The 23682-nt window shown below is 72.0% G+C and carries 14 protein-coding genes and 1 pseudogene; 5 read left to right on the top strand and 10 right to left on the bottom strand.

Features of this window, described 5'->3' with window-relative positions; genetic code table 11:
* Positions 1-87 precede the first annotated feature (87 nt).
* Entirely contained in the window at positions 88-951 is an 864-nt protein-coding gene (locus tag KUM32_RS13700) for a phosphotransferase enzyme family protein (RefSeq protein ID WP_217142134.1), read from the top strand.
* 277 nt (positions 952-1228) lie between these two features.
* Here the strand turns inward: KUM32_RS13700 and KUM32_RS13705 are convergent, their stop codons facing one another.
* From KUM32_RS13705 to lanKC, 3 genes are all read right to left on the bottom strand, one after another.
* Entirely contained in the window at positions 1229-3154 is a 1926-nt protein-coding gene (locus KUM32_RS13705; RefSeq protein WP_217142135.1) for an FAD/NAD(P)-binding domain-containing protein, read from the bottom strand.
* A 10-nt stretch (positions 3155-3164) separates the two neighbouring features.
* Positions 3165-4931 carry an ABC transporter ATP-binding protein gene (locus KUM32_RS13710; RefSeq protein ID WP_217142136.1) on the bottom strand — a complete coding sequence of 589 codons (1767 nt, stop codon included), beginning with the start codon at positions 4929-4931 and terminating at the stop codon, positions 3165-3167.
* Between the two features lie 315 nt (positions 4932-5246).
* Positions 5247-7940, bottom strand: a complete 2694-nt coding sequence (gene lanKC, locus KUM32_RS13715) for a class III lanthionine synthetase LanKC (RefSeq protein WP_217142137.1) — start codon at positions 7938-7940, stop codon at positions 5247-5249.
* A gap of 176 nt (positions 7941-8116) precedes the next feature.
* Here lanKC and KUM32_RS13720 point away from each other — a divergent pair, with 176 nt between their 5' ends.
* Positions 8117-9118 (top strand): helix-turn-helix domain-containing protein, encoded by a 1002-nt coding sequence (locus KUM32_RS13720; RefSeq protein WP_217142138.1) that lies wholly within the window; start codon positions 8117-8119, stop codon positions 9116-9118.
* A gap of 200 nt (positions 9119-9318) precedes the next feature.
* Here KUM32_RS13720 and KUM32_RS13725 read toward each other — a convergent pair whose 3' ends face one another.
* The 3 genes and pseudogenes from KUM32_RS13725 to KUM32_RS13735 form a co-directional block, all read right to left on the bottom strand.
* Positions 9319-10071 carry an exonuclease domain-containing protein gene (locus tag KUM32_RS13725; RefSeq protein ID WP_217142139.1) on the bottom strand — a complete coding sequence of 251 codons (753 nt, stop codon included), beginning with the start codon at positions 10069-10071 and terminating at the stop codon, positions 9319-9321.
* Positions 10057-10391 (bottom strand): annotated as a pseudogene (locus tag KUM32_RS13730) (hypothetical protein); the annotation flags it as partial. The pseudogene KUM32_RS13730 and the gene KUM32_RS13725, both read right to left, overlap by 15 nt.
* Before the next feature lie 114 nt (positions 10392-10505).
* Complete coding sequence (locus KUM32_RS13735; RefSeq protein ID WP_217142140.1) at positions 10506-11753, bottom strand: SAV2148 family HEPN domain-containing protein; 1248 nt, start codon at positions 11751-11753, stop codon at positions 10506-10508.
* Positions 11754-12119: 366 nt separating this feature from the next.
* On the opposite strand from KUM32_RS13735, the gene glgX reads away from it, so the two are divergent.
* Both glgX and treY read left to right on the top strand, forming a co-directional pair.
* The gene (glgX, locus tag KUM32_RS13740; RefSeq protein WP_217142141.1) at positions 12120-14237 is read left to right on the top strand and encodes a glycogen debranching protein GlgX; all 2118 of its coding nucleotides are present in this window, start codon (positions 12120-12122) and stop codon (positions 14235-14237) included.
* Positions 14238-14524: 287 nt separating this feature from the next.
* Complete coding sequence (gene treY, locus KUM32_RS13745) at positions 14525-16921, top strand: malto-oligosyltrehalose synthase (protein WP_217142142.1); 2397 nt, start codon at positions 14525-14527, stop codon at positions 16919-16921.
* A gap of 513 nt (positions 16922-17434) precedes the next feature.
* On the opposite strand, the gene KUM32_RS13750 is transcribed toward treY, so the two are convergent.
* Both KUM32_RS13750 and KUM32_RS13755 read right to left on the bottom strand, forming a co-directional pair.
* Entirely contained in the window at positions 17435-18763 is a 1329-nt protein-coding gene (locus tag KUM32_RS13750; RefSeq protein WP_217142143.1) for a M14 family zinc carboxypeptidase, read from the bottom strand.
* Between the two features lie 189 nt (positions 18764-18952).
* Entirely contained in the window at positions 18953-19504 is a 552-nt protein-coding gene (locus KUM32_RS13755; RefSeq protein WP_217142144.1) for a DUF1707 and FHA domain-containing protein, read from the bottom strand.
* A 197-nt stretch (positions 19505-19701) separates the two neighbouring features.
* Here KUM32_RS13755 and treZ point away from each other — a divergent pair, with 197 nt between their 5' ends.
* The gene (gene treZ / locus KUM32_RS13760) at positions 19702-21447 is read left to right on the top strand and encodes a malto-oligosyltrehalose trehalohydrolase (protein WP_217142145.1); all 1746 of its coding nucleotides are present in this window, start codon (positions 19702-19704) and stop codon (positions 21445-21447) included.
* A 12-nt stretch (positions 21448-21459) separates the two neighbouring features.
* Here the strand turns inward: treZ and KUM32_RS13765 are convergent, their stop codons facing one another.
* On the bottom strand, positions 21460-22404 hold the full coding sequence (locus KUM32_RS13765; protein ID WP_217142146.1) for an aminoglycoside phosphotransferase family protein: 945 nt from the start codon (positions 22402-22404) through the stop codon (positions 21460-21462).
* Between the two features lie 55 nt (positions 22405-22459).
* Positions 22460-23587 (bottom strand): aminopeptidase P family protein, encoded by a 1128-nt coding sequence (locus KUM32_RS13770; RefSeq protein ID WP_217142147.1) that lies wholly within the window; start codon positions 23585-23587, stop codon positions 22460-22462.
* Positions 23588-23682 lie beyond the last annotated feature (95 nt).

A 23682-nucleotide genomic window follows, 5' to 3' on the forward strand; every position in this document is an offset into this window, starting at 1 on the left:
GACACTGGCCGACGGACGGCGGGCACCCGGCGGACACGACGGGCACGCCAGTCACGACGGACGGCACGGACGCGGAGGCGGACAACGATGGACGAGGCACGGGCGCGGGAGGTGCTGGCCACGGCGGAGGTGCTGCCCGGTCCGGCGCGGGAGGCACGGCTGCTCGCCCTGGGCGAGAACGCGGTGTTCGCCTCCGGTGATTTGGTGGTCAAGGTGGGCCGTGACGCCGAACTCCTCCAGCGGGCGCGCCGGGAACTGGCCGTCGCGGTGTGGCTGGAGGAGGCCGGCGTGCCGGCGGTGCGGGCGGCCGATCCGGTGGCACGGTTCGTCGACGGACATCCGGTGACCGTGTGGCGGCGGCTGCCCGCCCCGGTGCGGCCCGCCGAGCCCCGGGACGTGGCCGCGCTGCTCCGGCTGGTCCACGCACTGCCCTCCCCCTCCTTCGAGCTGCCGCCCCGCGAACTGCTGGGCGGGGTGGAGCGCTGGCTGCGGCTCGCGGGCGACGTGATCGACCCCGCGGACGCCGCGTACCTGCGTGAGCGCCGTGACGGCTTCGCCGAGGCCGCCGCCGCGCTCACCCCGCATCTGCCGCCGGGCCCGATCCACGGCGACGCGCTGCCCCGCAACGTGCACGTCGGTCCCGACGGGCCGGTCCTGGTCGACCTGGAGACCTTCTCCGCCGACCTGCGCGAGCACGACCTCGTGGTGATGGCGCTCAGCCGGGACCGCTACGGGCTGCCCGAGGAGGCGTACGACGCCTTCACCGCGACCTACGGCTGGGACGTGCGCGAGTGGGACGGCTGCGCGGTGCTGCGCGGGGCCCGGGAGACGGCCAGTTGCGCATGGGTGGCCCAGCACGCGCCGAGCAACCCGAAGGCACTGGCCGAGTTCGAACGCCGCGTGGCCTCGCTGCGGGACGGGGATCCGACGGTGCGGTGGTATCCGTTCTGACCGCCTCCTTTCCCGGAGCCGGGCGGAAACGGCTCGCCCGCCGACGCGACCAGCCGGTCGGCCGATCCGACCGGCTCACGCGCCGGCCACTGCCGTCGACGACCTCCGTGACGTCGCCCCCGCGGCGCAGAAGGCAGTGGAAGCCCGCCGCCCCCTCGGCGTACCGCGCGGTCCGGCGGCCGTACGGGTTCACAGGCCCCGGGGAACCGGCCCCAAGGTGGCGGCCCGGCCGTCGCCGCAGGCGCACTCATGTGGGGTTGGAGAGTGGACCCTGACGTCAGGATCCGCTTCGCGCCTCGGCCAGTGCGTGCAGCGCCTCCCTGGCCACGGCGTCGCTCTGGTGCAGGAACGGATCGTTGGTACGCGGCCGGGGGAAGTCGCCCGGGCTGGTGACGAAGCGTCTCGGGTGCGGAGAGCCGTCGAGTCCCAACGGGCGGGAGTGAAGTGTGTCGATGAGGCCCGTGGGCTGCCGCCGGCCCGTGGTGGGGTCGGTCTGGATCTGTTCCCTGATCTCACGCTCGGCGATGAGGTGGAGGAGCAGGGGATCGGCCACATGCGTGAGGGCCCGTCCCGGCAGGCGGGCCTCGATCAGAGCGCGGGCCTGTACGACCCTGTCCAAGCTGCTGCTGCGCGCTTCGAACACGCCGCCTCGGCAGGTCACCTTCATGTTCGCACCGACGAAGTCGACCACGCCCGCGCGTGCGAGAGCCAGAAGCTGCTCAAGGCGTGGTCCCGGCGGGCCGCTGGTACGGAACCGGCAGAAGTCGAAGAACGCCGCCATGCTGTGGCTTCCGCTGCCGGGGTCGACCTGTCCCTGTTGGACCACCGCCCACAACGCCTGCGAGATCGAGAAGATGGCGTGATAGACGGCCAGGTGGGCGCTGTACCGCGGGTTCCGCCCTCTCTCGAGGTCGTCGGCGAGGTAGTTCAGCATCCACGTGCGCAGGGCCGCGGCGTCGGAGAAGCGGCGGTTCGCCAGCGGTCTGTCCAGCCCGTCGACATCGATGTGGTCACGGCTGTCGGGCACAGCCTGCTCGATCAGGTCCTTGAACTCGGGGCTCTGCCACTGGGCGGCGTCCAAACGGTCCAGGAACTCCCCGGCGTCGACACCGAGGCGGTGGGGATGGGAGTGTGCCAGCTCCCGGTAGCCGGCCACGGTCAGTTCCCGTGCGAGAGCGGGCCACAGGTCGGAGGCGAAGTCCGAGGAGTGGTCGGCGAAGTCGGCGGGAGAGAAGTAGCGGGGTATGCGGGGAGGCGGCCCCGGCAGGACGTAGGCGAACTTCGAGCGGTACGGCACACCTCGGCGGGAGCCCACGTACAGCATGGGTTCCCGGCCCGACGGTGTGTAGCGCAACTCGCCCGACGGCTCGCGTCGGAAGCGCCCGCCGCGTCCTTCGGTGAGGAGCACCATGACGTCGATGAAGGTCAGCCCGAATCCGCGCATCAGGACGGGCTCGCCCGCACGGAACGCGTCCAGTGAGATGTCGGCGGTGGACGCGGTCCGCTGGTAGGTGAGGTGGTGGACTGCCGCGTGCTGGGAGAGCCGGGGTTCCGGGCCCTGTGGCTTCACCTGGAAGTGGCCCTGCGCCAGAATGACCAGGTCCGCGTCCACGGTTCTGCCGCCGTCGAGCTGGATGCGCTGGCGGCCGTCGGGCAGATCACCCAGGGACAGGACGAACGCCCGGTGCGTGTGGACGTGGGCGCGGGGTGCCACGGCCGCGACCGTCCGCCAGAAGAACCAGGTGAGGTAGTCACCCGTGAGCTTCCGGGTGGCGAACCAGCCGGCGTGGACGCGCGCGGCTTCCTCCCGCATCCCTGGGGCGGGCCGGTAGCCCGGCGGAAGGGGGAGGCGTCCCGTGGCGAGATCCCGCGCCCACTGTTCCAGCGTGGGGCCTTCGACGGCAGGGCCCTGGCAGGTGACCGTGTCGTCGGTGAAGAGCGTGCACTCGTCGGCCCGGGTGTTCGACCAGAGCAGCGGGGACTGGTCCTGGCGCCACACCCGTCCGGCGCCGGCCGGGTACGGGTCGATGACGTGGATGTCCAGGCGCTCGTCAGCGGCGAGGAGATGCATGTTCGCGGCGATGCGTTCGAGTACGGATGTCCCGCGTGGTCCGCAGCCGACGACCGCGATGCTCGGGTTCCGCGCGGGGTACGAGGCCGGCCCGCTTTCGTCGGCACCGGTGGTGCGGCGGATCTCGTTCATCAGTCTCCCTTCATCCCACGAGCAGTTGGTGGGAGGCCAGGTCGCGGTAGAGCGGGCTGGACTCGATGAGCTCATCGTGGGTTCCCGCGCCCACCACCCTTCCGTGGTCGACGACGACGATCTGGTCGGCGTCGACCACGGTGGCCAGTCGATGGGCGACGATCAGCAGCGTGTGGTCGGTGGGGACGGCGTCGATCGCCGCGCGGAACGCCTGCTCGTTCTTGGCGTCGAGATTGCTGGTCGGCTCGTCCAGCAGCAGGATCGGAGGCGCGGCGAGGAGGGTACGGGCTATGGCCAGGCGCTGGCGTTCACCGCCGGACAGCAGGACGCCGCCTTCGCCCACCTGTGCGTCCAGTCCGAGCGGAGACCGCTTCACGATCTCGTCGAGGTTGACGCTGTGCAGGACGGCTGTCAGGTCGTCGTCGGACATGCCCGGCGCGGACAGTGACAGGTTCTCCCGGAGGGTTCCGGCGAGGATCGGTGCCTCCTGCTCCACATAGCCGAGCCGACTGCGCAGTTCGTCCCGCGACACCTGGCGGATGTCGGCACCGTGCAGCCGTATCGCGCCGGACCGTACGTCGTAGAAGCGTTCGACGAGTGCCAGCAGAGTCGACTTGCCGGCGCCGGACGGGCCGACCAGGGCCGTGCGGGTGCCCGGGGAGACGGTGAAGCTGATGTCCTCCACGACCGTCTCGCCCTTTCCGTAACCGAACGTCACACGGTCGAAGGCGAGCGCGGGGACGGACCCGGCACCGAAGAGCGGGGAAGCCCGTTGGTCTTCCCTCGGCGGCTGAACGCACACGACGTCCCCGTCCGTCTCGGTCGGCACGCGCAGCACGTCCTCGATCCGTTGCAGCGCACCGAGGCCGGTCTGCAACTGGGAGTAGGCGCCGATGAGCTGACCCACCGGCATGACCAGGAAGAACAGAAACAGCACGAATGCCACGAGGTCCCCGACCGAAAGCCCGCCGGCGGCAACCCTGGCACCCCCCACCCCCAGGACCAGCAGGAACACCCCCTGCGTCGCGATGTGCGCCACGGGCAGGGTGAACGCCTGCAGTCGGGCGAGCCGCAGTCCCATCCCGTATGCACGGCGGGCGCTGTCCACGATCAGTTCGGTCTCCCGCTGCTCCGCCCGCGCGGCCCGGATCGTTCGTACGCCGCCGATGGCGCGCTCCAGTCCGGACGTCATCTCTCCGAGCAGCATCTGCGCCTGCTCCGAGGCCGGGCGGGTACGGTGCGCGATGGCCGCGGCCCCCGCCAGACCGGCGAGGAGGCCCCCGGCGGTGACCGCGAAGAGCAGAGGGTCGACCAGGAAGGCGGCGACCGCCGCGCCGGTGATCATCAGCGTCCCGGTGAAGATCTCGAACAGCCCCGAGGTGACGACGGACCGCAGCATCGAGCTGTCCGCTCCGATGCGGGAGAGCAGGTCCCCGGTGCGGCGGCTGTCGTACTCTGCGACGGGGAGCCTCAGCACATGCCCCGCCAGCCGCTGTCGTATCCGCAGCACGACGCCCTCACCGACGCGCCGCAGGAGATAGTCCCGGAACCCGTTGATCACGGCCGCTCCCACCAGGAGCGAGACGAGGGCGACAGTGGAGGCCGTGGTCGACCGGGACGCGGAGATGGCGTCGATGACCGACCGCACCAGCACGGGCTGGAGGAGCGTCCCACCGGCGGCGGCGAGAGAGAGTACCGCCGCGAGAGACATGGCGAGCGCGTGCCCGCGCATGTAGCGCACGAGATCACGAGTCCTCACCCGTCCGGCCTGCTTCATCGTCGTCCTTCCGAAGGGAGGGGCACGGCCCTCCACCTGCTCTCTCGTACGTTCCACCGGCGGCCCGGCCGGCCACGCCGAGGGCGTGGAGCGAGTGAGTCCGCCCCCGACGCGGCCGGGCTCGGTCAGCAGCTCGTGCTGACCCAGCTGCACTTGCAGCAGACCGACGTCCAGCTGCTCGCGAGGACGTCCTGGTTGTTCGCCTCGGACTCCATTCCCTGAAGCCCCAGTACGAAGTTCGCCATGATGTTCACCTCCTTTCCTGATCGAGCTGTGGTGCTCTCGGCCGTGTGCGGCAAGGGCCGCGAAGCGCGGTCAGCGGTGCTCGGACGTGGTGAGTCCGGTACCGGCCGCGGTGGCCGAGGGGTCACGACGGGGAGGCGTCCACGGCTCGGGACCGAGGAACGGCAGCAGTTCGCTGGTTCTCCCCGCGAGTACGTTGATGAGCTGGAGCACGCCGGCCGATCCTGTCCCCAGGTCCGTGGAGGCGCGGAGGTTCTGTTCACCGGGGAAGACGAGGCCGAACTCGTCGGACAGCGCGTGAAGGTTGAGGGATGCCACGCCCTCGTCGACGTGCGTGTCCACGTCGGGCCAGTCGAGGCGGTGCCTCACCTGGTGCAGCGCACCGACCAGCCCGGCTCTCCCGTTGAACAGTCCCGCTCCGATGCTGAACTCGGTGACACAGGCGAGGCTCAACTCCGGCAGAGCACCCTCGACGCGCCCGTCGCTCACGTGGTGAAGGAGCAGGTCGCCCACCACGGCGACACCCGCGCTGCCCGTCGCGAGGTAGGGCAGCACCCGGGCCCCGTTCTTGACCTGGAGGGTGCCGTCCGGCATGGCGTCGCATTCGTCCAGGTCCCGGTGCAGGGCGGTGACCGCCGCTCGCCGCCAGCGGTCCTCGCCGGTGATCTCATACATCCGGATCATGAAGAGAGCCAGTCCCGACCAGCCGTACAGCAGCCCACCCCAGAAGTTCTCGACGGCGTTCCCGTTCCGGTCCCTGAGCAGCGAGTCGGCGGAGAGGGAACCCGTACCCACGGCGAACCTGCCGGAGTCGACGGCCTGCTCGACGACGGCAGCGGCGCGGACGGCGTGGTCGAGGAAGCGGGGCTCCGCCGAGTGACGGTAGAAGTCCAGGCTGGTCAGTCCGATTCCGGACAGTCCGTCGAACAACTTCGTCCCGAACAGCCCCGCGCTCTCCTCCACCACCTTGTCGTAGATCGCGAGCGCGGTGTCCGCACGGCCCACCCGGTGCAGGACCCGGCAGATTCCGGCCGCTCCGTCGTACAGCCCCAGCCTGGGGACGCGGCTGGTGAGGAGGTCGTGCTCCAGCCAGTCGACGTAGGGCCCGAGTTCGGTGCCCCCCGCCGTGTGCAGGGCGTCGATCACCCCGGCGGCACCGAAGGCGATTCCCCCGCCGCCGTGGAAGAACTGATTGATGTCTCCTGGGAAGAGCCGGTCTTCCCGGTCCGGTGTCGCCGAACCGCGGATCGACGCCTGGAGTGCACTCTCCTGGAGGTGCCAGGGGCCGGCCGCCGTGCTGAAGGCCAACTCCGGGCGGGCGGGGCGCAAGCCTGACTGGGCCGGGCCGGGAGCCGCCAGGGAACGGCGCAGCTCCGTCACCACGTCCTCATCCAGCTCCAGACGGTCCCGCGCCGTGTCGATGAACATGGCCGCCTTCGCCGGGCACAGCGCGAGCAGCGAGATCAGCGGAAAGTACAGGCACAGGCGAATGGCGTTGAGCGAGTAACGATCGGCCTGGACCCCGTGCAGGGAGTCGGGTGCGGCGAATCCGGGAACGCCGAGTGGCCGCGGCCCGCCATCACTGTGCCGTTGCACGGCTTCGAAATCGATCAACGAGATGTTCAGATCCTCGTCAATCATGACGTTGCCCGGGTGCAAGTCGTTGAACACATACCCCCTCTCATGGACGTTGCGCACCGCCTGCTCCAGCTGATCCATGATGACGTTCACCGAGTCCCGGTATTCCCGGGTCTCATTCCCGTCACCGGCCCCCGAAAGGAAGAGGTAGTTCTGGGCGATCCAGCTCTGCAAGGACTGGCCGTAGACGTGTTCCATGGCCAGGAACTCATGCCCGCCCAGGGTGTGGTAATCGAAGACCTGCGGGATCCCGGGAAGTCCCTGCAGTTCGGACAGGACCGCGTACTCCGTCCGCAGTCGCGCAGTCGCGTCCTCGCCGGCGCGGTCCAGCCCCGCATAGGGCCTTCCCTCCTTGAGGACGACTTCCAGTCCATCCCGGATCCGACGGGCTCGGTAGACGCCCCCTCCGTTGGAGAAATGAAGAACTCCGAGTACGTCGTAAGGAAATTCCGGGGGCCGCTCACCGGACATGCGCGGATAGACCGTCTCCTCCAGGAAGTCCGGAACCTCGACCCATTCGGGGAGCACGAAGCGCGGCTCGCGGTGGTCGGCCACGAGCACCCCGTCGGGCCGTTCGATCGCAGCGACCTGGGTCCCGTCGTCCACGTGGGCGAACCGGAGCATGAAGGCCCCGTACCGGATGTACAACGGGCCCTTGTTCCACCGCAGGTCGCTGAGGATGTACGGTCCCGGCCAGCCGCCGATCTCCCGATCCAGGTCCTCCAGCGTCCTGCGCAGCTCCGCGGCGCTCCGGGTGTAGACGGTGATGAACTTTCCACTGGCCTCACGGGGCGCGTACTTCGCACTTCTCGCCTGCATGACCAGGGAGTGCGGAAGGAACTTGAAGTGGAGGGTGTGCTCGAAGCAGTACCGGGCCACCTTCTTCAGAGTTTCGACGGCGTTTTCCGGAGTGCTGGAGACATGTATTTTCCACCCCTGCACGGGAAGTTCCGGGGTTCCGGCCGGAGGCTGGATTCGGGTCCACTGCTCCTGGATCGACCGACGCCACTCGGACGGCTCTTCGATGTGGCTTCCGTAGTCCACCCAGCCCTCTTCCAGAGATACCCGTTCCGGGGTCTCGTAGAATCTTGGGCTGGCTACACAGTAAGCCGGATATCGGAGATCCATTGGATCAACCCCCCGTTCCGTAGCAGCAGATTCCGGATTGTCTCCATCGGCGACGTCAGCGAGTCTGCCAAGGCGTCGAGATGCAGTCCTTAGCAGAACGGGACTTCTCCTTGACGGTATGCGCCAGCTAGAGTCGTCTGGTCTACGCCATCGATTCGGGGGAAGGTGTGCAACACATGCAAGCCGATCGATTGAGTATCGATGAGCTGCCCACGTCCGAGACGTTCGACCAGTGGGATGACGAGATCAACTCGATGCCCTGGCCGTCCCATCTGGCCATCGACTCTCCGGAGCACCTCCACTCGCTGGCCGACAGACTCGACCTCGGTGCCCTCAGACTCCTCCGATTAGCCCAGTCGCCGGCGGCAGCGGGCACGCCGTGCCACGTGGCCGCGGCCGAGCCGGACCAGTACCACCTCGTGCTGCCCCTGCAAGGAGAACTGAAGTTGGGGGACCCGACCCGCCGCAGGGTCTTCACCCCCGGCGACATGTTCCTGGCCGACACCTCCTGTCCCCACGTGATCCACGCCGACGCCCCTCGCGCCCGCCGGCGTCCCGATGTGGTGCCCTCGTCCCTGGTGGCCCTGCGGCTCCAGATCCCCAAGGAACTGGTCCCGCTGCCGACCGACCTGATGGACTCGCTGATGGTCACGCCCCTGCGGCAGCACAACGTGTTCGGGCTGACACTGTCCCGCTTGCTCGTCGACCTCCTGCGCCACCCCGGTAGCTTCTCCGCCGCGCAGGCGCACCGGCTCTCCGGCGTCCTGCTGGAACTCCTCGCCGGGGTTCTCGGTACGCACGCGAGCGAGGAACCCACATCGGAGGGGGCTCACGGCAGCCTGTTCGTCCGTGTCCAGGACTTCATCCAGCGACACCTGGAGGACCCCGAGTTGTCTCCCGAACTGGTCGCCGCCGAGCACCACATCTCCCGACGTCACCTTCAACGTCTCTTCCAGCAGCGCGGCATCACGGTGGCCGCCTCGATACGGCAGCAACGACTCGAACGGGCATGCTCCGACCTCACCGCTCCTCACCTGGCCACGCACCCCATCAGCGCCATCGCCGCCCGGTGGGGGTTCCGTCACGCGGCTGACTTCAGCCGCGCCTTCCGCAAGGCGTACGGGGTCGCTCCGTCGGACTTCCGGCTCGCGCACACGAGGAGGCACTGCGGCCAGTGAGGGGCTCGGCCCTCAGGCGCCCTTCGTGTCTTCGTGATGTCCGGGTGCGCGCCGTACGTGGCCTGGTATGTGCCGTGGAACTCGTCGGAATGACGTCCGCCGGTCCCGGACGGGTGGCGAGGTGGGGTGAGGCAGAAGCATCGGCGGTGTCCGTCTCACCCCGAGTGGGGCATGGTCCGCCGATGCTTGCGGACGGGGCGTCACCGCCTTGCCGCCGTGCCGCCGCCCTGCCCCCGTACTCCGGCCGGCCGCGGGATGACCGGCCAGGCCGACTCGACGACGGCCGTCGGGTTCGTGCTCCGGCGCAGGTACGCCTGCAAGGAGGCCGACTGTGCGGCCGCCGCTCGCACCTGGAGGTCGTGCAGGTCCGCCAAGGACATCGTCCCGACGAGCCGATGCTTCTCCGCCATGCGTTGCACCACACGGGCGGCAGCCACCGCGTCCGCTCTCGCGTCGTGTGCCTCTTCGAGCGACACTCCGTAGTGCGCGCACAACGCGTGCAGAGCACGCGTGCCCTTCCGGTACCTGTCGACGTACTTGTCGATCACCAGGGGATCGATGACCGGTGAGGGGACGATCCCCAGTCGCTCGCCGACCGACTGCAGCCCGTACCTCCGGCACTCACGGTCCAGCAAGGACAAGTCGTAGCGCGCGTTCATCACGACCAGCGGTGTCCCCGAGCTCAGGGCGTCGGCCACGGTCTGTGTGATGTCCTCGATCGCGGACGAGGCCGATGCCCCGTGCTCTCGGGCGTGGTCGGTCGAGATACCGTGGATCGCCGAGGCCTGTTCGGGTATGACCACCCCGGGATCGAGCAGCCAGGTCCGCTCCGCCGAGACGGCGCCGTCCGGCTCCAGTCGCACGACCGCCGCGGTGACGATGCGATCGGTCTCGACGTCCGTACCCGTGGTCTCCAGGTCGAAGGCCGCCAAGGGCCCGGTGATCCAGCCCATCACGCGACCACCACGCCGACGCGGGCGGGAACCCTGCCCTCGGCCACCGGATCGGGCAGGAGCACTCCGGCGATGGCGTCGGCGACCTGGCCGGCGGGGCAGCCCTCGGTGACCGCCCGCTCGTTGCCGACGCCCCGCTTCACCACCGCGTCGGCCGGGATCCCCACATCCGGATCGGCCGGCCGCTCCCGGCGGCCCAGCGGCTCCCCGCCCCTGACCCCGGCCACGGCCACCGCCCCCGTGGCGATGCGCGCCCCGCGCGGATCGGTGCCCGTCGTCTCCAGGTCGAAGCCGATCAGCGGCTCCCCGTACCGGCCCATGGGCGGTCCCCCTTCTTGGTGGTGCGTTCCCCCAGTGGTCTCCACCCTGCCACGGGCCACTGACAATCGGAGGAGCGCATTCCGCCTACGCCCGGACCGGCGCCGCGACGGCCCTCACGACACCGGTCGCGAATCCGCCCACATCAGCTCGAACTCCTCGCGATAGGTGGGAAAAAGGCCGCGTTCGTCGACTTGGTCCGATTTCACGACCTTTCCGCCGTTCCGCCCGTTGCGGAGCACGAGTACCGGCGCCTCCATCCCCCGCGTCCGACGCAGATAGGACTGCACGACCGCGATGCCGTCGGCGCCGTCCCCGTCGACGAGGTAGGCCGTGAAGCGGGGGGTCTCGTCGAAGACCTGGATCTCGAACGCGCCGGGGTCCCGCAGGCGGGCCCGCACCCGCCGCATGTGCAGGATGTTCATCTCGACGGCGCGGCTCAGCTCGCCCCGCTTGATGCCCAGTTCGCGCTCGCGGCGCTTGATCGCGCTGGAGGCCGGGTTGAGGAAGAGCAGCCGCACCCGGCCCCCGGACTCGGCCAGCCGCAGCAGGCGGCGGCCGGAGAAGTTCTGCACCAGCAGGTTGAGGCCGATACCGAGGGCGTCCACGCGGCGGGCGCTGCCGAAGAGGTCCTCGGCCGGGAACTGGCGCAGCAGCCGCACCCGGTCCGAGTGCACGGCGACCACGTCGGCGTACCGGTCGCCGACCAGGTCCTCCACCGCGTCGACCGGCAGCCTGCGCGTGGACGGCACGTCGCTGCCCGCGCCGAGCACCTCCAGCAGCCGCGCCGAGGCCCGCTCGGCCTGGTTCAGCACGGCCTCGGACAGCGCCCGGTTGCGGGAGACGACGTTGCGGGTGACCTCCAGCTCGTCGAGGGCGAGTTCCACCTCCCGGCGCTCGTCCACATAGGGCTCGAAGCAGGGCCAGTGCTGGACCATCAGCTCGCGCAGCTGCGGCAGCGTGAGGAAACTGAGGACGTTGTCGTCGGCCGGGTCGAGCAGGTAGCCCTTGCGGCGGCTGACCTCGCGGACGGCGACGGCGCGGTGCACCCACTCCTGGCCGGCCGGTCCGGCCGCGGCGACCACCCAGTCGTCGCCGTGGACGGGTTCGTAGACCGGTCGCAGGACGGCGGCCACGACCGCGCGCAGCCGCTGTTCGACGAGGTTCAGCCAGATGTAGGCCCGGCCCGCCCGCTGCGCGCGCGTGCGCACCTCGTGCCAGGCGTCGGCGTCCCAGTCCAGTTCCGGACCGATCGCGCCCGCGTTCATGGGCCGCGCCAGGGACACCGCACCGGGCGGGACGTCCGTGGAGTTCCCCTCGTGACCCTCGTCACCAGGGGGCGGCTCCAGCCCTCCCGAGCCCACCCGCGCACCGCCTTCCGCTCCCTGGGAGCACTCCCGGTCAGACCCCGTCCCAACGATCAAGGAAGGGTACTCCGGGAGCGGTCCGCGGTGCAGCCTGATGGGCAGGCCCGTTTTCCCAACGGGCTTGGCGCACGGGGCGGTTCCGGTCGGCCGGACACCGGCGAGTGAGCGGATTCATAGCGGTGACGCCGCACGGTGCGGGGAAGAATCCCTCGCGCCCGCCGCGGGGCGCGTACCGAGCGGAACGCCGACGGGTGGGTAGGAGGACGTACGTGCTAGGTGGTCGCCTCACTTTCGGGGAGACTTCCGGGAGACTCGGAGCCAAGGCGTCCGCGACGGCGCCCCACACCTGAAAGAGTCGTGTCCATGCAGGTCTGGCCTGGAGAGGCGTATCCACTCGGTGCCACGTACGACGGCGCCGGCACCAACTTCGCGGTCTTCACGGAGGCCGCGGACCGAGTAGAGCTGTGTCTGCTGCACGACGACGGCTCGGAGACCGCGGTCGAACTGCGGGAGAGCGACGCGTTCGTGCGGCACGCGTACGTGCCGGGCGTGATGCCGGGGCAGCGGTACGGGTACCGCGTCCACGGCCCGTACGCCCCGGAGCGCGGACTGCGCTGCAACAGCGCCAAGCTGCTCCTCGATCCGTACGCGCGTGCGATCAGCGGCACGATCCGGTGGGGCGAGGAGGTGTACGGCTACCACTTCGACGCACCCGACCGGCGCAACGACCTGGACTCGGCACCGCACACGATGACGTCGGTCGTGGTCAACCCGTACTTCGACTGGGGCGACGACCGGCGCCCCCGGACGGAGTACCACCACACGGTGATCTACGAGGCCCACGTCAAGGGCCTGACCATGCGGCACCCGGGGCTCCCCGAGGAGCTGCGCGGCACCTACGCGGGCCTCGCGCACCCGGCGCTCATCGAGCACCTCACCGAGCTGGGGGTGACCGCGCTGGAGCTGATGCCGGTGCACCAGTTCGTGAACGACCACCGCCTGGTGGACATGGGCCTGAACAACTACTGGGGCTACAACACGATCGGCTTCTTCGCGCCGCACAACGCGTACGCCTCCTGGGGCGACCGCGGCCAGCAGGTGCTGGAGTTCAAGTCGGCGGTCAAAGCACTGCACGAGGCCGGGATCGAGGTCATCCTCGACGTCGTCTACAACCACACCGCCGAGGGCAACCACCTGGGCCCGACGCTGTCCTTCAAGGGGATCGACAACCCGTCGTACTACCGGCTGACCGACGACCCCCGCTACTACATGGACACCACGGGGACCGGGAACTCGCTGCTCATGCGCTCCCCGCACGTGCTCCAGATGATCATGGACTCGCTGCGGTACTGGGTCACCGAGATGCACGTGGACGGGTTCCGCTTCGACCTCGCCGCCACCCTGGCCCGGCAGTTCCACGAGGTGGACCGGCTGTCGTCGTTCTTCGACCTGGTGCAGCAGGACCCCGTGGTGTCACAGGTCAAGCTGATCGCCGAGCCGTGGGACGTGGGCGAGGGCGGCTACCAGGTCGGCAACTTCCCGCCGCTGTGGACCGAGTGGAACGGCAAGTACCGGGACACGGTGCGCGACCTGTGGCGCGGCGAGCCGCGCACGCTGGCCGAGTTCGCCTCACGGCTGACCGGGTCCTCGGACCTCTACCAGGACGACGGCCGCCGCCCGCTGGCCTCGATCAACTTCGTCACCTGCCACGACGGCTTCACCCTGCACGACATGGTGGCCTACAACGAGAAGCACAACGAGGCCAACGGCGAGGACAACCGGGACGGCGAGAGCCACAACCGCTCCTGGAACTGCGGTGCCGAGGGCGACACCGACGACCCGGCGGTGCTGGAGCTGCGGGCGCGCCAGATGCGGAACCTCATCGCCACCCTGCTGCTGTCCCAGGGCGTGCCCATGATCAGCCACGGTGACGAGTTCGCCCGCACCCAGCGGGGCAACAACAACGCCTACTGCCAGGACAACGAGCTGGCGTGGGTGGCGTGGCCCGACGGCGACGGACCCGGTACCGCGCTGCTGGAGTTCACGCGCGCGATGGTGTGGCTGCGCAAGGACCACCCGGTCTTCCGCAGGCGCCGCTTCTTCCACGGACGTCCCGTGGAGGGCACGCACGACGAGCTGTCGGACATCGCCTGGTTCACCCCGGAGGGGGCGGAGATGACCCAGCGGGACTGGAACTCGGCACGGGCCTCGGCGCTCATGGTGTTCCTCAACGGCAACGCGATCTCCGAACCCGGCGCGCGCGGGGAGCGCATCGCCGACGACTCGTTCCTGCTGATGTTCAACGCCTCACCGAAACCCCTGGACTTCGTGGTGCCGCTCGACCACGGCCGGCAGTGGCAGGTGGTGGTCGACACCGCCCGCACGGACGGTGTCCCCGCGGGCGAGGGCGCGAAAGTGCAGGCCGGGGACCGGCTGACCCTGGTGGACCGCAGCCTGACGGTGTTGCGGCGGCCCGTCTAGGGAGCCGTGCCACCGGAACGGCCTCTCCGCGCGCGTGGAGGACCGTTCCGGTGTGCCGCCGGGTGTACGGCGTCGACGGGGCGCCGGTGCTCGCGCCGGTCCGGGTGGGTGGTGCCCACGGCTGGGCGTCACGGGTGACGCCGGCCCGCACGACGAGCACGGCCGGTGACGGCGTCGGCAGCCCGGTGGGAGCACGCGGCGAGAGCGGCGACCGCCGGCCACGCGCGGGTACGCCCGTGGGAGGGGCCGATGACACGAAAGGCCGCGGGGCGGGTACGTAGCTTTCCATGACACCTGAGCGACCCGACCCGACGCTGCCCGCGTCCCCCACGGCCCCGGTGACCCCCCGTGCCACGTACCGGCTCCAACTGCAGCCCCGGTTCCCCTTCCGGGCCGCCGCGGCGGCCGTGCCGTACCTGGCCTCGCTCGGCGTGTCGCACCTGCACCTGTCCCCCGTCCTGGAGGCGGTCCCGGGCTCGCTCCACGGCTACGACGTCGTGGACCACGCGCGCGTGCGGGAGGAACTGGGCGGCGAGGAGGGGCTGCGGGCGCTGGCGCGCACCGCGCGGGAGCACGGTCTCGGCCTGGTGGTGGACATCGTGCCGAACCACATGGCGATGTCCCCCCGCCACAACCGCGCCCTGTGGGAGGTGCTGCGGGAGGGGCCGAAGTCGCCGTACGCGCGGTGGTTCGACATCGACTGGGAGGCGGGGGGCGGCCAGGTGCTGCTGCCGGTGCTCGGTGCCCCGGTCGGCGAGGTGCTGGACGAGCTCCGGGTCGACGGCGACGTGCTGCGCTACCACGACCACGCCTTCCCGCTCCGGGACGGCACCACGGACCTGCCGCTGCCGCAGCTCCTGGACGCGCAGTGGTACCGGCCGGTGTGGTGGCGGCTGGCCCGCACGGAGCTGAACTACCGGCGCTTCTTCAGCATCTCGGAGCTGATCGGGGTACGGGTGGAGGACCCCGAGGTGTTCGAGGCCACGCACGCCACGGTCCTGCGGCTGCTGCACGAGGGCGTGATCGACGGGCTGCGCGTCGACCACCCCGACGGACTCGCCGACCCCGACACCTACCTCCGGCGGCTGCACGGGGCGAGCGGCGGCCGGTGGACGGTGGTGGAGAAGATCCTGGCGGACGGGGAGCGGCTGCCCGCCGCCTGGCCCGTCGCGGGCACGACCGGCTACGACGCCCTGCGGCACGTCGACGGGCTCTTCACGGACCCCGACGGGTACGGGGAACTCCTCGGCTCGTACCGCGGGTTCGCCGCCCCGCAGACGGACCGGGGCGGGGACTGGGCGGCGACGGTGCGGCGGGCGGCGTACAAGGTGCTCACGCACGAGCTGGCCACCGAGCTGGACCGGCTGACGCGGGTGGCCCACCGGCTGTGCGTCGCCTCGCCGGAACCCGCGCTGCGCGACCGGGCGCCGTGGGCGCTGCGCACGGCGTTGCGGGAGCTGCTGGTCCGGCTGGAGGTGTACCGGCCGTACGCGTCGGTGGACGCGGCGTCGGTCGTCACCGAGGAGGCGGCGGCCGAGGCGCGGCTCGCCTTCACGGTGCCGGAGGAGGCCGGTGCGGTGGACGTCGTACGGGGCCTGGTGCTGGGACGGTACGGGACCGGGCCCGAGCACGTCGAGTTCGGGACGCGGTTCGCGCAGACCGCGTCGGCGCTGCGCGCCAAGTCGGTCGAGGACACGGCGTTCTACCGCTATGTGCCCCTGCTGTCGGCGACCGAGGTCGGCGGCGATCCGGGGAGCCCGGCCCTGTCGCCGGTGGAGTTCCACGCCTACTGCGCGCGGGTGCAGCGCGACTGGCCCGCGACCGGCACGGTCGTCTCCACCCACGACACCAAGCGCAGCGCCGACGTGCGCGCCGCGCTGGCGGTGCTCACCGAGTGCCCGCGGCGCTGGGCGGACGTCCTGGCGGAGGTCACCCGCACCGGTGACGGCGGGCCGGACGCGCAGGTGGCGTGGGCGGCCTGGCAGACGGTGTTCGGGCTGGGGCCGGCGGACGGCGAGCGCGTGCGGGAGGCGTTGCTCAAGCACGTGCGCGAGGCGGGGATGTACACCAGCTGGACGGAACGGGAGCCGTCGTACGAGGAGGCGGTGGCCCGGTTCGTGGCCGCGGGACCGTGCGGGGCGCCGGGCGAGCGGGTGGCCGCCTTCCGCGACGCCCTGGAGCCGCACATCCGGGCCAACGTCCTCGGTACGGCCCTGACGCATCTGACGATGCCCGGAGTGCCGGACCTCTACCAGGGGACCGAGGGCGAGTACCTGGCCCTGGTGGACCCGGACAACCGCCGTCCGGTGGACTTCCCGCCCGCCGGGCCCGGGGACAAGGCGGCGGTCACCCGGGCGGCGCTGGCGCTGCGCGCGCGGCGGCCCGAGGCCTTCGGCCACGCGGCGACGTACGAACCGCTGTCCGCCGAGGGCCCGGCGGCGGCGCACTGCGTGGCGTTCGCCCGCTCCGGGGAGGTCCTGACCGCCGTGACCCGGTTGTCGCTGCGGCTGGCGGAGGCCGGCGGCTGGCGCGGGACGACGCTGCCGCTGCCGCCGGGCCGGTGGGCCGACACGCTGACTGCCGGACGGAAGTTCGAGGGCCACGCGCGCGTGGAGGAACTCTTCGCCGGGATGCCGGTGGCGCTGCTGGAACAGGTGGGGGCCGTGGAGGGGGACGGGGCCTGACCGGCGGGTGCGGAACGCGCCCGTGCGCCCGTGCGCGCGTACGCCTTCCGGCCGTCGGCGCAGGAGCGGCCGTCGGCGCGGGAGCGACCGCCGCCGCAGGGGAGACCTGTAGCGCGGGAGAGGTCGCCGGCGCAAGAGCGGCCGTCGGCGCAGGAGAGACCTGTAGCGCGGGAGAGATCGCCGACGCAAGAGCCGCCATCGGCACGGGAGCGGCCGCCGGCGCAGGAGCGCGGCCATCGACGCGGGAGCGGCCGCCGGCGCAGGAGAGACCCGTAGCGAGGGAGCGGCCGTCGACGCAGGAGCGACCGCCGCCGCAGGAGCGACCTGCAGCGCGGGAGAGGTCGCCGGCGCAAGAGCGGCCGTCGGCGCAGGAGAGACCTGTAGCGCGGGAGAGATCGCCGGCGCAAGAGCCGCCATCGGCACGGGAGCGCGGCCGTCGGCGCAGGAGCCGCCATCGGCGCGGCGTCGCGGCGGGGGCGTCGCGGACGTCGGCCGGTCGTGTCGGAAGGGGCGTCAGTCCCGGTGCGTCGGCACGGTGGCGGGCTCGGTGCCCCAGCCCGGCTCACCCGAACGGCAGCCCGCGGTCGCGCGCCGCCCGGCCAGTTCGAACGCGGCGAGAACGACCCGTGTCTGGTACTCGACCTGGCGTGCCACCGGGATCCAGCGGGCCGCGCAGCCGTCGCGGTAGTCGGCACACCCTTCGTCGACCAGCCGTTCCAGCTCCGGCAGTACGCCGGCCGGATCGCTCCCGGCACGGGTCACCACCTGGTGCAGCAGTCCCGCGGTGCGCAGGGCGAGGCGCCGCCCGGCGATGCGCAGGGCGGCCAGGTGGGCGGTGCTCATCGGCGGGAGGGTGCGGCCCGACCCGTCGTCCGTGTCGGGGTCCCACGCGTCGGCGAGCCTGGGGCACACCAGCAGGTAGTCGTCGACCGGTGCGAGGAGCCGGTCGGCTTCCGGGACGGCGGTGAGGTGGGGGCGGGCCCGGGCGAGGACGCGGCGCAGGCGCCGGGTGTCGTGTCTGAGGGTGCGGCTCACGGAGCGCAGCACCGCGTCCCGGTCGGCCGGTGACGAGCCGTCCGCCACGGCGGCCACGCCCCACATGGGCGCTTCGACGACCGCCGTGACGGTGCCGTACCGCTGCGGGTGGCACCAGGTCGACTCGACGGCGGCCTCGGTGATGGCCGCGGTGAGGTCACCACGGCTCGGCGGCGGGATGCGGTAGACGGCCGGTCCGAGATCGGGCCAGTACAGGGTGTCGTAGGCGCCGAGCTCGCGGGGGATGCCGAGCCGGGCCGCGGTGTGGGCGATGCGCTGGGCGAGGCCGGGCAGGTCGTGGGTCACCTCCACGAAGCCGCCGCCGACGTCGACGCCGTGCAGGGAGCACTGCAGGAAGGGCCGCAGTTCGTCCTGGAGTCCGAGCAGGGCACGGGTCTCCGGCAGCGCGGCGCGGTCCGGGCCGTCGGGCAGCCACTCGGGCTGCTCCAGGAAGCCGGGCCGGAAGAAGTTCCGGGCGTAGCGGCCGAGGGTGTACGGGCCGGACAGCCAGCCCTCGTTGCGGCGCAGGCCGTCGGGGTCGACGCAGAGCAGCAGGTTCCAGGTGGCGTCGGCGCCCTCGGTGAGCCGGGGGTCGGCCAGGGCCCGCTCGGCCAGCCGCAGGACGGTGGCGCCACCCACGGGCTCGTTGGCGTGCGGTCCGGCGACGACCAGGGCCTGGCGACTGCCGTGCCCGACGGAGAGCAGGTGCAACGGGGTGCCCGCGCGGGAGGTGCCGACGCGGCGCAGCCGCGCGTGCCGGGGGTGGCGGGCGACGAGTGCGGCGGCCCGGGCGCCCAGCTCGTCCACGGTCGGGTAGCGAAGGAGGGGCGGCAGGGCACACCTCCACGGTTCGAGCCGTCGGTTCACCTGGCGTGCGCGGTGTACGCACAGTCAGTCACGAACCGGGGGGTACGTCAACACCGTGCGAGGCAAAGGGCTGTGCCCTCCAAGGACACGGAACACACAGTTAAGCCCAGGCCAGAGCCGTGGCGCGGCTCAGGACGTCGCGAGGCGGAACGCCATCTGACCGAAGCCGATCTGGTCACCCTCGCGGACGACGGCCGCGCCGATGACCCGTCGCCCGTTGACCGTGGTGCCGTTGGTGGAACCGAGGTCGCGCAGCACCCACATGCCGCCCTGGCGGCTGAGCTCGGCGTGCACACGGGAAACCGTCTCGTGGGTCAGCCGCAGCCCGCTCGCCGGATCGCGCCCTATGCGCAGCGGATGACCGGTGCCGGGGTGGGGCAGGAGCAGCTTGGGCAGCCGCTCGGCCTGCCAGGCCCTGCGCAGCCGTACGCCGAATCCCGACACCGCCTCGACGGTGCCGAACACCAGCCGCGACACCCTGCTCTCCGTGGGCAGGTCGGCGGTGAGCGCGGCGAGTTCCTCCGAGCGGCGGGCCGCGAACGCCAGCTCCATCCTGCGCATGAAGGTGTCGTGCGAGAGGCGCCCCATGGCGACGCCGTCCCGCAGCACCTTCAGCGCCTTGTCGCGCTCCGCGTCGGACAACCGAGCGGGGTACGTGTTGAACTCGAAGGACGACGTCACGCAGCTGATTGTCGGTCAGCCGGGCCGGAGTGTCCAGAAACCGGGAAACGACCGCCACGCGCGCGTGCCGTACGGCCGCCACCCGCGCGGTGTCGCACGACACCTGCCGCGAACGGGGGTTTTCACCAGCGGACCGATCACTTTTGCTGGACCATGGACGGGCTACATCACGGTGAGCAGACGAAGGGGAACCGTCCGTGCAGTTCGAGGTGTGGGCACCGCAGGCCGGCCGAGTGACGTTGCGGTGCGACGGCGCCACGCGCGCGTTGGAACGCGATCCGGAGCGGCCGGGGTGGTGGTGCGTCCGGGCCGAGGCGCGGGACGGGTCGCGGTACGGCTTCGCGGTGGACGACGGGCCGGTACTGCCGGACCCGCGCTCGCGCCGGCAGCCGGACGGCCCGGACGGGCTCAGCGCGGTCGTCGACCACGGGCGGTACGCGTGGCGTACGGATTGGGCCGGGCGCCCGCTGCCCGGCGGGGTCCTGTACGAGCTGCACGTGGGCACGTACACGCGCGAGGGCACGCTCGACGCCGCCGCCGAGCGGCTCGACCACCTCGCCGCACTGGGCGTCACGCACGTCGAGTTGATGCCGCTGTGCCCCTTCCCCGGCCGGCACGGCTGGGGGTACGACGGGGTCTCGCCCTGGGCGGTCCACGAGCCGTACGGCGGGCCGGAGGCGCTGAAACGGTTCGTCGACCGGGCCCACGAACTCGGTCTGGGCGTGGTCCTGGACGTGGTGCACAACCACCTGGGGCCGTCCGGCAACCACCTGCCCGCCTTCGGCCCGTACCTCACCGACACGCACCACACGCCCTGGGGTGACGCCGTCAACCTGGACGCGCCCGGCTCGGACGAGGTGCGGGCCTTCCTGGTGGACAGCGCGCTCGCGTGGCTGCGGGACTACCGGATCGACGGTCTGCGACTGGACGCGGTGCACGCCCTCGTCGACACGCGCGCGTGCCACTTCCTGGAGCAGTTGTCGGCCGCGGTGGACGGCCTCGCCGCCGAGCTGGAGCGCCCGCTGTTCCTGATCGCCGAGTCCGACCTCAACGATCCGCGGATCATCACTCCGCGCGCGGAGGGCGGGCTGGGCGTGCACGCGCAGTGGAACGACGACTTCCACCACGCCCTGCACACCGCGCTGACCGGGGAGTCGCAGGGCTACTACGCCGACTTCGCACGGGATCCGCTGGCGGCGCTCGCCAAGACGCTGACGCGGGGCTACTTCCACGACGGCACCCACTCCAGTTTCCGGGGCCGCGGTCACGGCCGCCCGCTGGACCGGGGCAGGATCGCCGCGCACCGGCTGACGGGCTACAGCCAGACCCACGACCAGGTCGGCAACCGCGCGCGGGGGGACCGCCTGGCGGCGCTGGTCTCCCCCGGCCTGGCGGCCTGCGCGGCCACGCTGACGCTGACCGCGCCGTTCACACCGATGCTCTTCATGGGCGAGGAGTGGGCGGCGGGCACGCCGTGGCAGTACTTCACCGACCACACCGACCCGGAGCTCGCCGAGGCGGTGCGGCGCGGCAGGCGGCGGGAGTTCGCCGCGCACGGCTGGAAGGAGGAGGACGTGCCCGACCCGCAGGACCCGGCGACGCGCGAACGGTCCTGCCTCGACTGGTCCGAGCCGGAACGCGAGCCGCACGCGCGCGTGCTGGCCTGGTACCGGCGGCTGATCGCCCTGCGCCGCGAGCAGCCGGACCTGACCGACCCCGACCTCGCCGACACCCGGGTGGCGTTCGACGGGGAGGCCCGCTGGCTGGCCTTCCGGCGCGGGGACATCCGGGTTGCCGTCAACCTGGGCCCGGAACCGGCTCTGATCCCCCTGGGTAACCGTCCCGCGCGGGTGCTGGCCGCGTGGGAGCCCGTGCGGGCGCCGGGCGCGGACGGGGTGCTGCGCGTACCGGCCGAGTCGAGCGCGGTCCTCGTACAGGAGTGAGGGGCGCGGTGCTCAGGTGGCGGTGTCGTCCGGTGCGTCCTCGCGCAGTTCCGTCACCCGTTCCAGCAGGATCGGTTCCCAGGCGCGGCGCAGCCGGGTCCTGAGCGGTGACACGGGCACGGCCGGTGCGGACGACCGTCCACAGAGGGCGTCGGCGAGCTGGACGACCGTGTCGCAGCGGGCCAGCCACAGGCCCCGCAGGCAGGACCGGGCGCCGTAGCCGGCGAGGGTGGCGGCGCGGACGGCGGCGGGCGAGCCGACCGAGGCCGCGAGTGCGGCGATGTCCTCGGCCGGGTCGCCGAGGACCGCGTCGGCCCAGCCGAGGACACCGCGCACCCGGCCGTCCGCGCCGACCACGAGGTGTTCGCCGGCCAGGCCGTGGTGGACGAGGACCGCCGTACCGGGCTGGGCGCCGAGCTGGGCGGCCGCCGTCGCGGTGAGCCGCTCCGGCCGCGCCGGGTCGAACTCGTCCGACTCGGCGAGGCGTCGGGCGGCGCGCTCGGCGGCCCGGCGCAGCGTCTCCAGGGTGCGCGGGGCGGCCCGGGGCACGCCGAGGGTCTCGGCCTGGCGGGCCGGCACCTCGCGCAGTCCGGTGAGCAGCGCCGCGAGATCCGCCTCGCCGAGGGCCGACACCTCGTGGCCCTCTCCCGACCCGCCGGGCACCTTGGTGTCCAGCGTGTAGGTCAGCCCCGGCGCCCACTCGCCGTGCGCCACGCTCACCGGCACCGCGACGGAGACGTACGGGCGGACCAGGTCGCGCAGGCGCAGTTCGCGTCGCTGCCGCACCGCGGCCCCGCGGTCGGGTGCCAGGCGCAGCACGTGCCGGGTGCCGACCCACCAGGTGGCGGGCTCGGCGCCCGCGGCGACGGGCCGGACGTCGGGTTCCGTGCCCTCGCCCAGCAGGGAACGGACCAGCCGGCGGACGGTGTCCGCACTCGGGGTCGGTGCCTGGGTCATGGTCGCGCCGTCGTCTTCCAGGTCTGCCGGGCGTTCGGGGTCTGTCTCTCGCCGGTCACTCCACTATGACCATCTCCCGGGTCGTGTTGTTGAGGCGCCGGCCGCCGTCCTCGGTGACGGTGACGATGTCCTCGATGCGGACCCCGAACCGGCCGGGCAGATAGACACCGGGCTCGACGGAGAAGCACATGCCGGGCACCAGGGGCTGCTCCTCGCCCTCGATCATGTACGGCGGCTCGTGCGTGGTGACGCCGATGCCGTGCCCGGTGCGGTGGATGAAGTACTCGCCGTACCCGGCGTCGGAGATGACCGCGCGGGCGGCCCGGTCGACGTCCTGGCAGGCGGCACCGGGGCGCACCGCGGCGAAGCCCGCCTCCTGCGCCGCACGGACCAGGTCGTGCACCCGGCGCTCCTCGTCGGTGGGGGCGCCGACGTGGACGGTGCGGGAGGTGTCGGAGCCGTAGCCGTCCTTCAGGCCGCCGAAGTCGAGGACGATCATGTCGCCCTCCTGGATGACCCGGTCGCCGACCTCGTGGTGCGGGTTGGCGCCGTTCGGCCCGGAGGCGACGATGGTGAAGTCGACCTGGGAGTGCCCGAACCGCCGCAGCAGACCGGCGAGGTCGGCGGCGACCTCGGACTCCCGGCGCCCGCCGAAGGAGACGTCGCGGATCTCCTCGAACGCCGCGTCCGCCGCCGCGCCCGCCGCCGCGAGCAGCTCCAGCTCCGCCGCGTCCTTGACGGCGCGCAGCATGGGCAGCGCCTCGGTGAGGGAGGCGTAGGCGGTGCCGGGCAGGGCCCGTTGGAGGGCCAGCAGGTGCATCGCCCAGGCGTTGTCGCTGATGCCGAAGCGCCCGGTGGCGTCGAGGAGGGCGGCGGTGGCGGCGTAGGGGTCCTTGCCGTCGGTCCAGTCCCGCAGGGTCAGGGCCGGTGCGCCGGCGGCCTTCGCGGCGTCGGGGGCCTCCAGCGTCGGGACGACGAGGACGGGGTCGCGGTCCGGGGCGAGGACGAGCAGGGTGAGCCGTTCGGTGTCCGCGGTGGGCGCGTAGCCGGTGAGCCACACGAGGTCCGGTCCCGGCGCCACCAGCAGCCCGGCCAGTCCGGCGTCGGCGGCCGCGCGGGCGGCCCGGTCCATGCGGGCCCGATAGTCGTCTGCGGTGAAGGGAGCAGGCGTACTGCCGGTCATCCGGGCCTCCGTGGGCGGTGGTGGGAGTGGGCGGTGATGGGGCTGGGGTGATGGGGCTGGGGGTGATGGGGCTGGACGATGAAGGGTCTACGGGC

Source organism: Streptomyces sp. AC627_RSS907 (assembly GCF_019049165.1).

What these genes read in the sequence shown, in the direction of transcription:
- KUM32_RS13700 (WP_217142134.1), top strand. Translation starts at nt 88, where the DNA reads ATGGACGAGGCACGGGCGCGGGAGGTGCTGGCCACGGCGGAGGTGCTG.
- KUM32_RS13705 (WP_217142135.1), bottom strand. Translation starts at nt 3,154, where the DNA reads ATGAACGAGATCCGCCGCACCACCGGTGCCGACGAAAGCGGGCCGGCC.
- KUM32_RS13710 (WP_217142136.1), bottom strand. Translation starts at nt 4,931, where the DNA reads ATGAAGCAGGCCGGACGGGTGAGGACTCGTGATCTCGTGCGCTACATG.
- lanKC (WP_217142137.1), bottom strand. Translation starts at nt 7,940, where the DNA reads ATGGATCTCCGATATCCGGCTTACTGTGTAGCCAGCCCAAGATTCTAC.
- KUM32_RS13720 (WP_217142138.1), top strand. Translation starts at nt 8,117, where the DNA reads ATGCAAGCCGATCGATTGAGTATCGATGAGCTGCCCACGTCCGAGACG.
- KUM32_RS13725 (WP_217142139.1), bottom strand. Translation starts at nt 10,071, where the DNA reads ATGGGCTGGATCACCGGGCCCTTGGCGGCCTTCGACCTGGAGACCACG.
- glgX (WP_217142141.1), top strand. Translation starts at nt 12,120, where the DNA reads ATGCAGGTCTGGCCTGGAGAGGCGTATCCACTCGGTGCCACGTACGAC.
- treY (WP_217142142.1), top strand. Translation starts at nt 14,525, where the DNA reads ATGACACCTGAGCGACCCGACCCGACGCTGCCCGCGTCCCCCACGGCC.
- KUM32_RS13765 (WP_217142146.1), bottom strand. Translation starts at nt 22,404, where the DNA reads ATGACCCAGGCACCGACCCCGAGTGCGGACACCGTCCGCCGGCTGGTC.
- KUM32_RS13770 (WP_217142147.1), bottom strand. Translation starts at nt 23,587, where the DNA reads ATGACCGGCAGTACGCCTGCTCCCTTCACCGCAGACGACTATCGGGCC.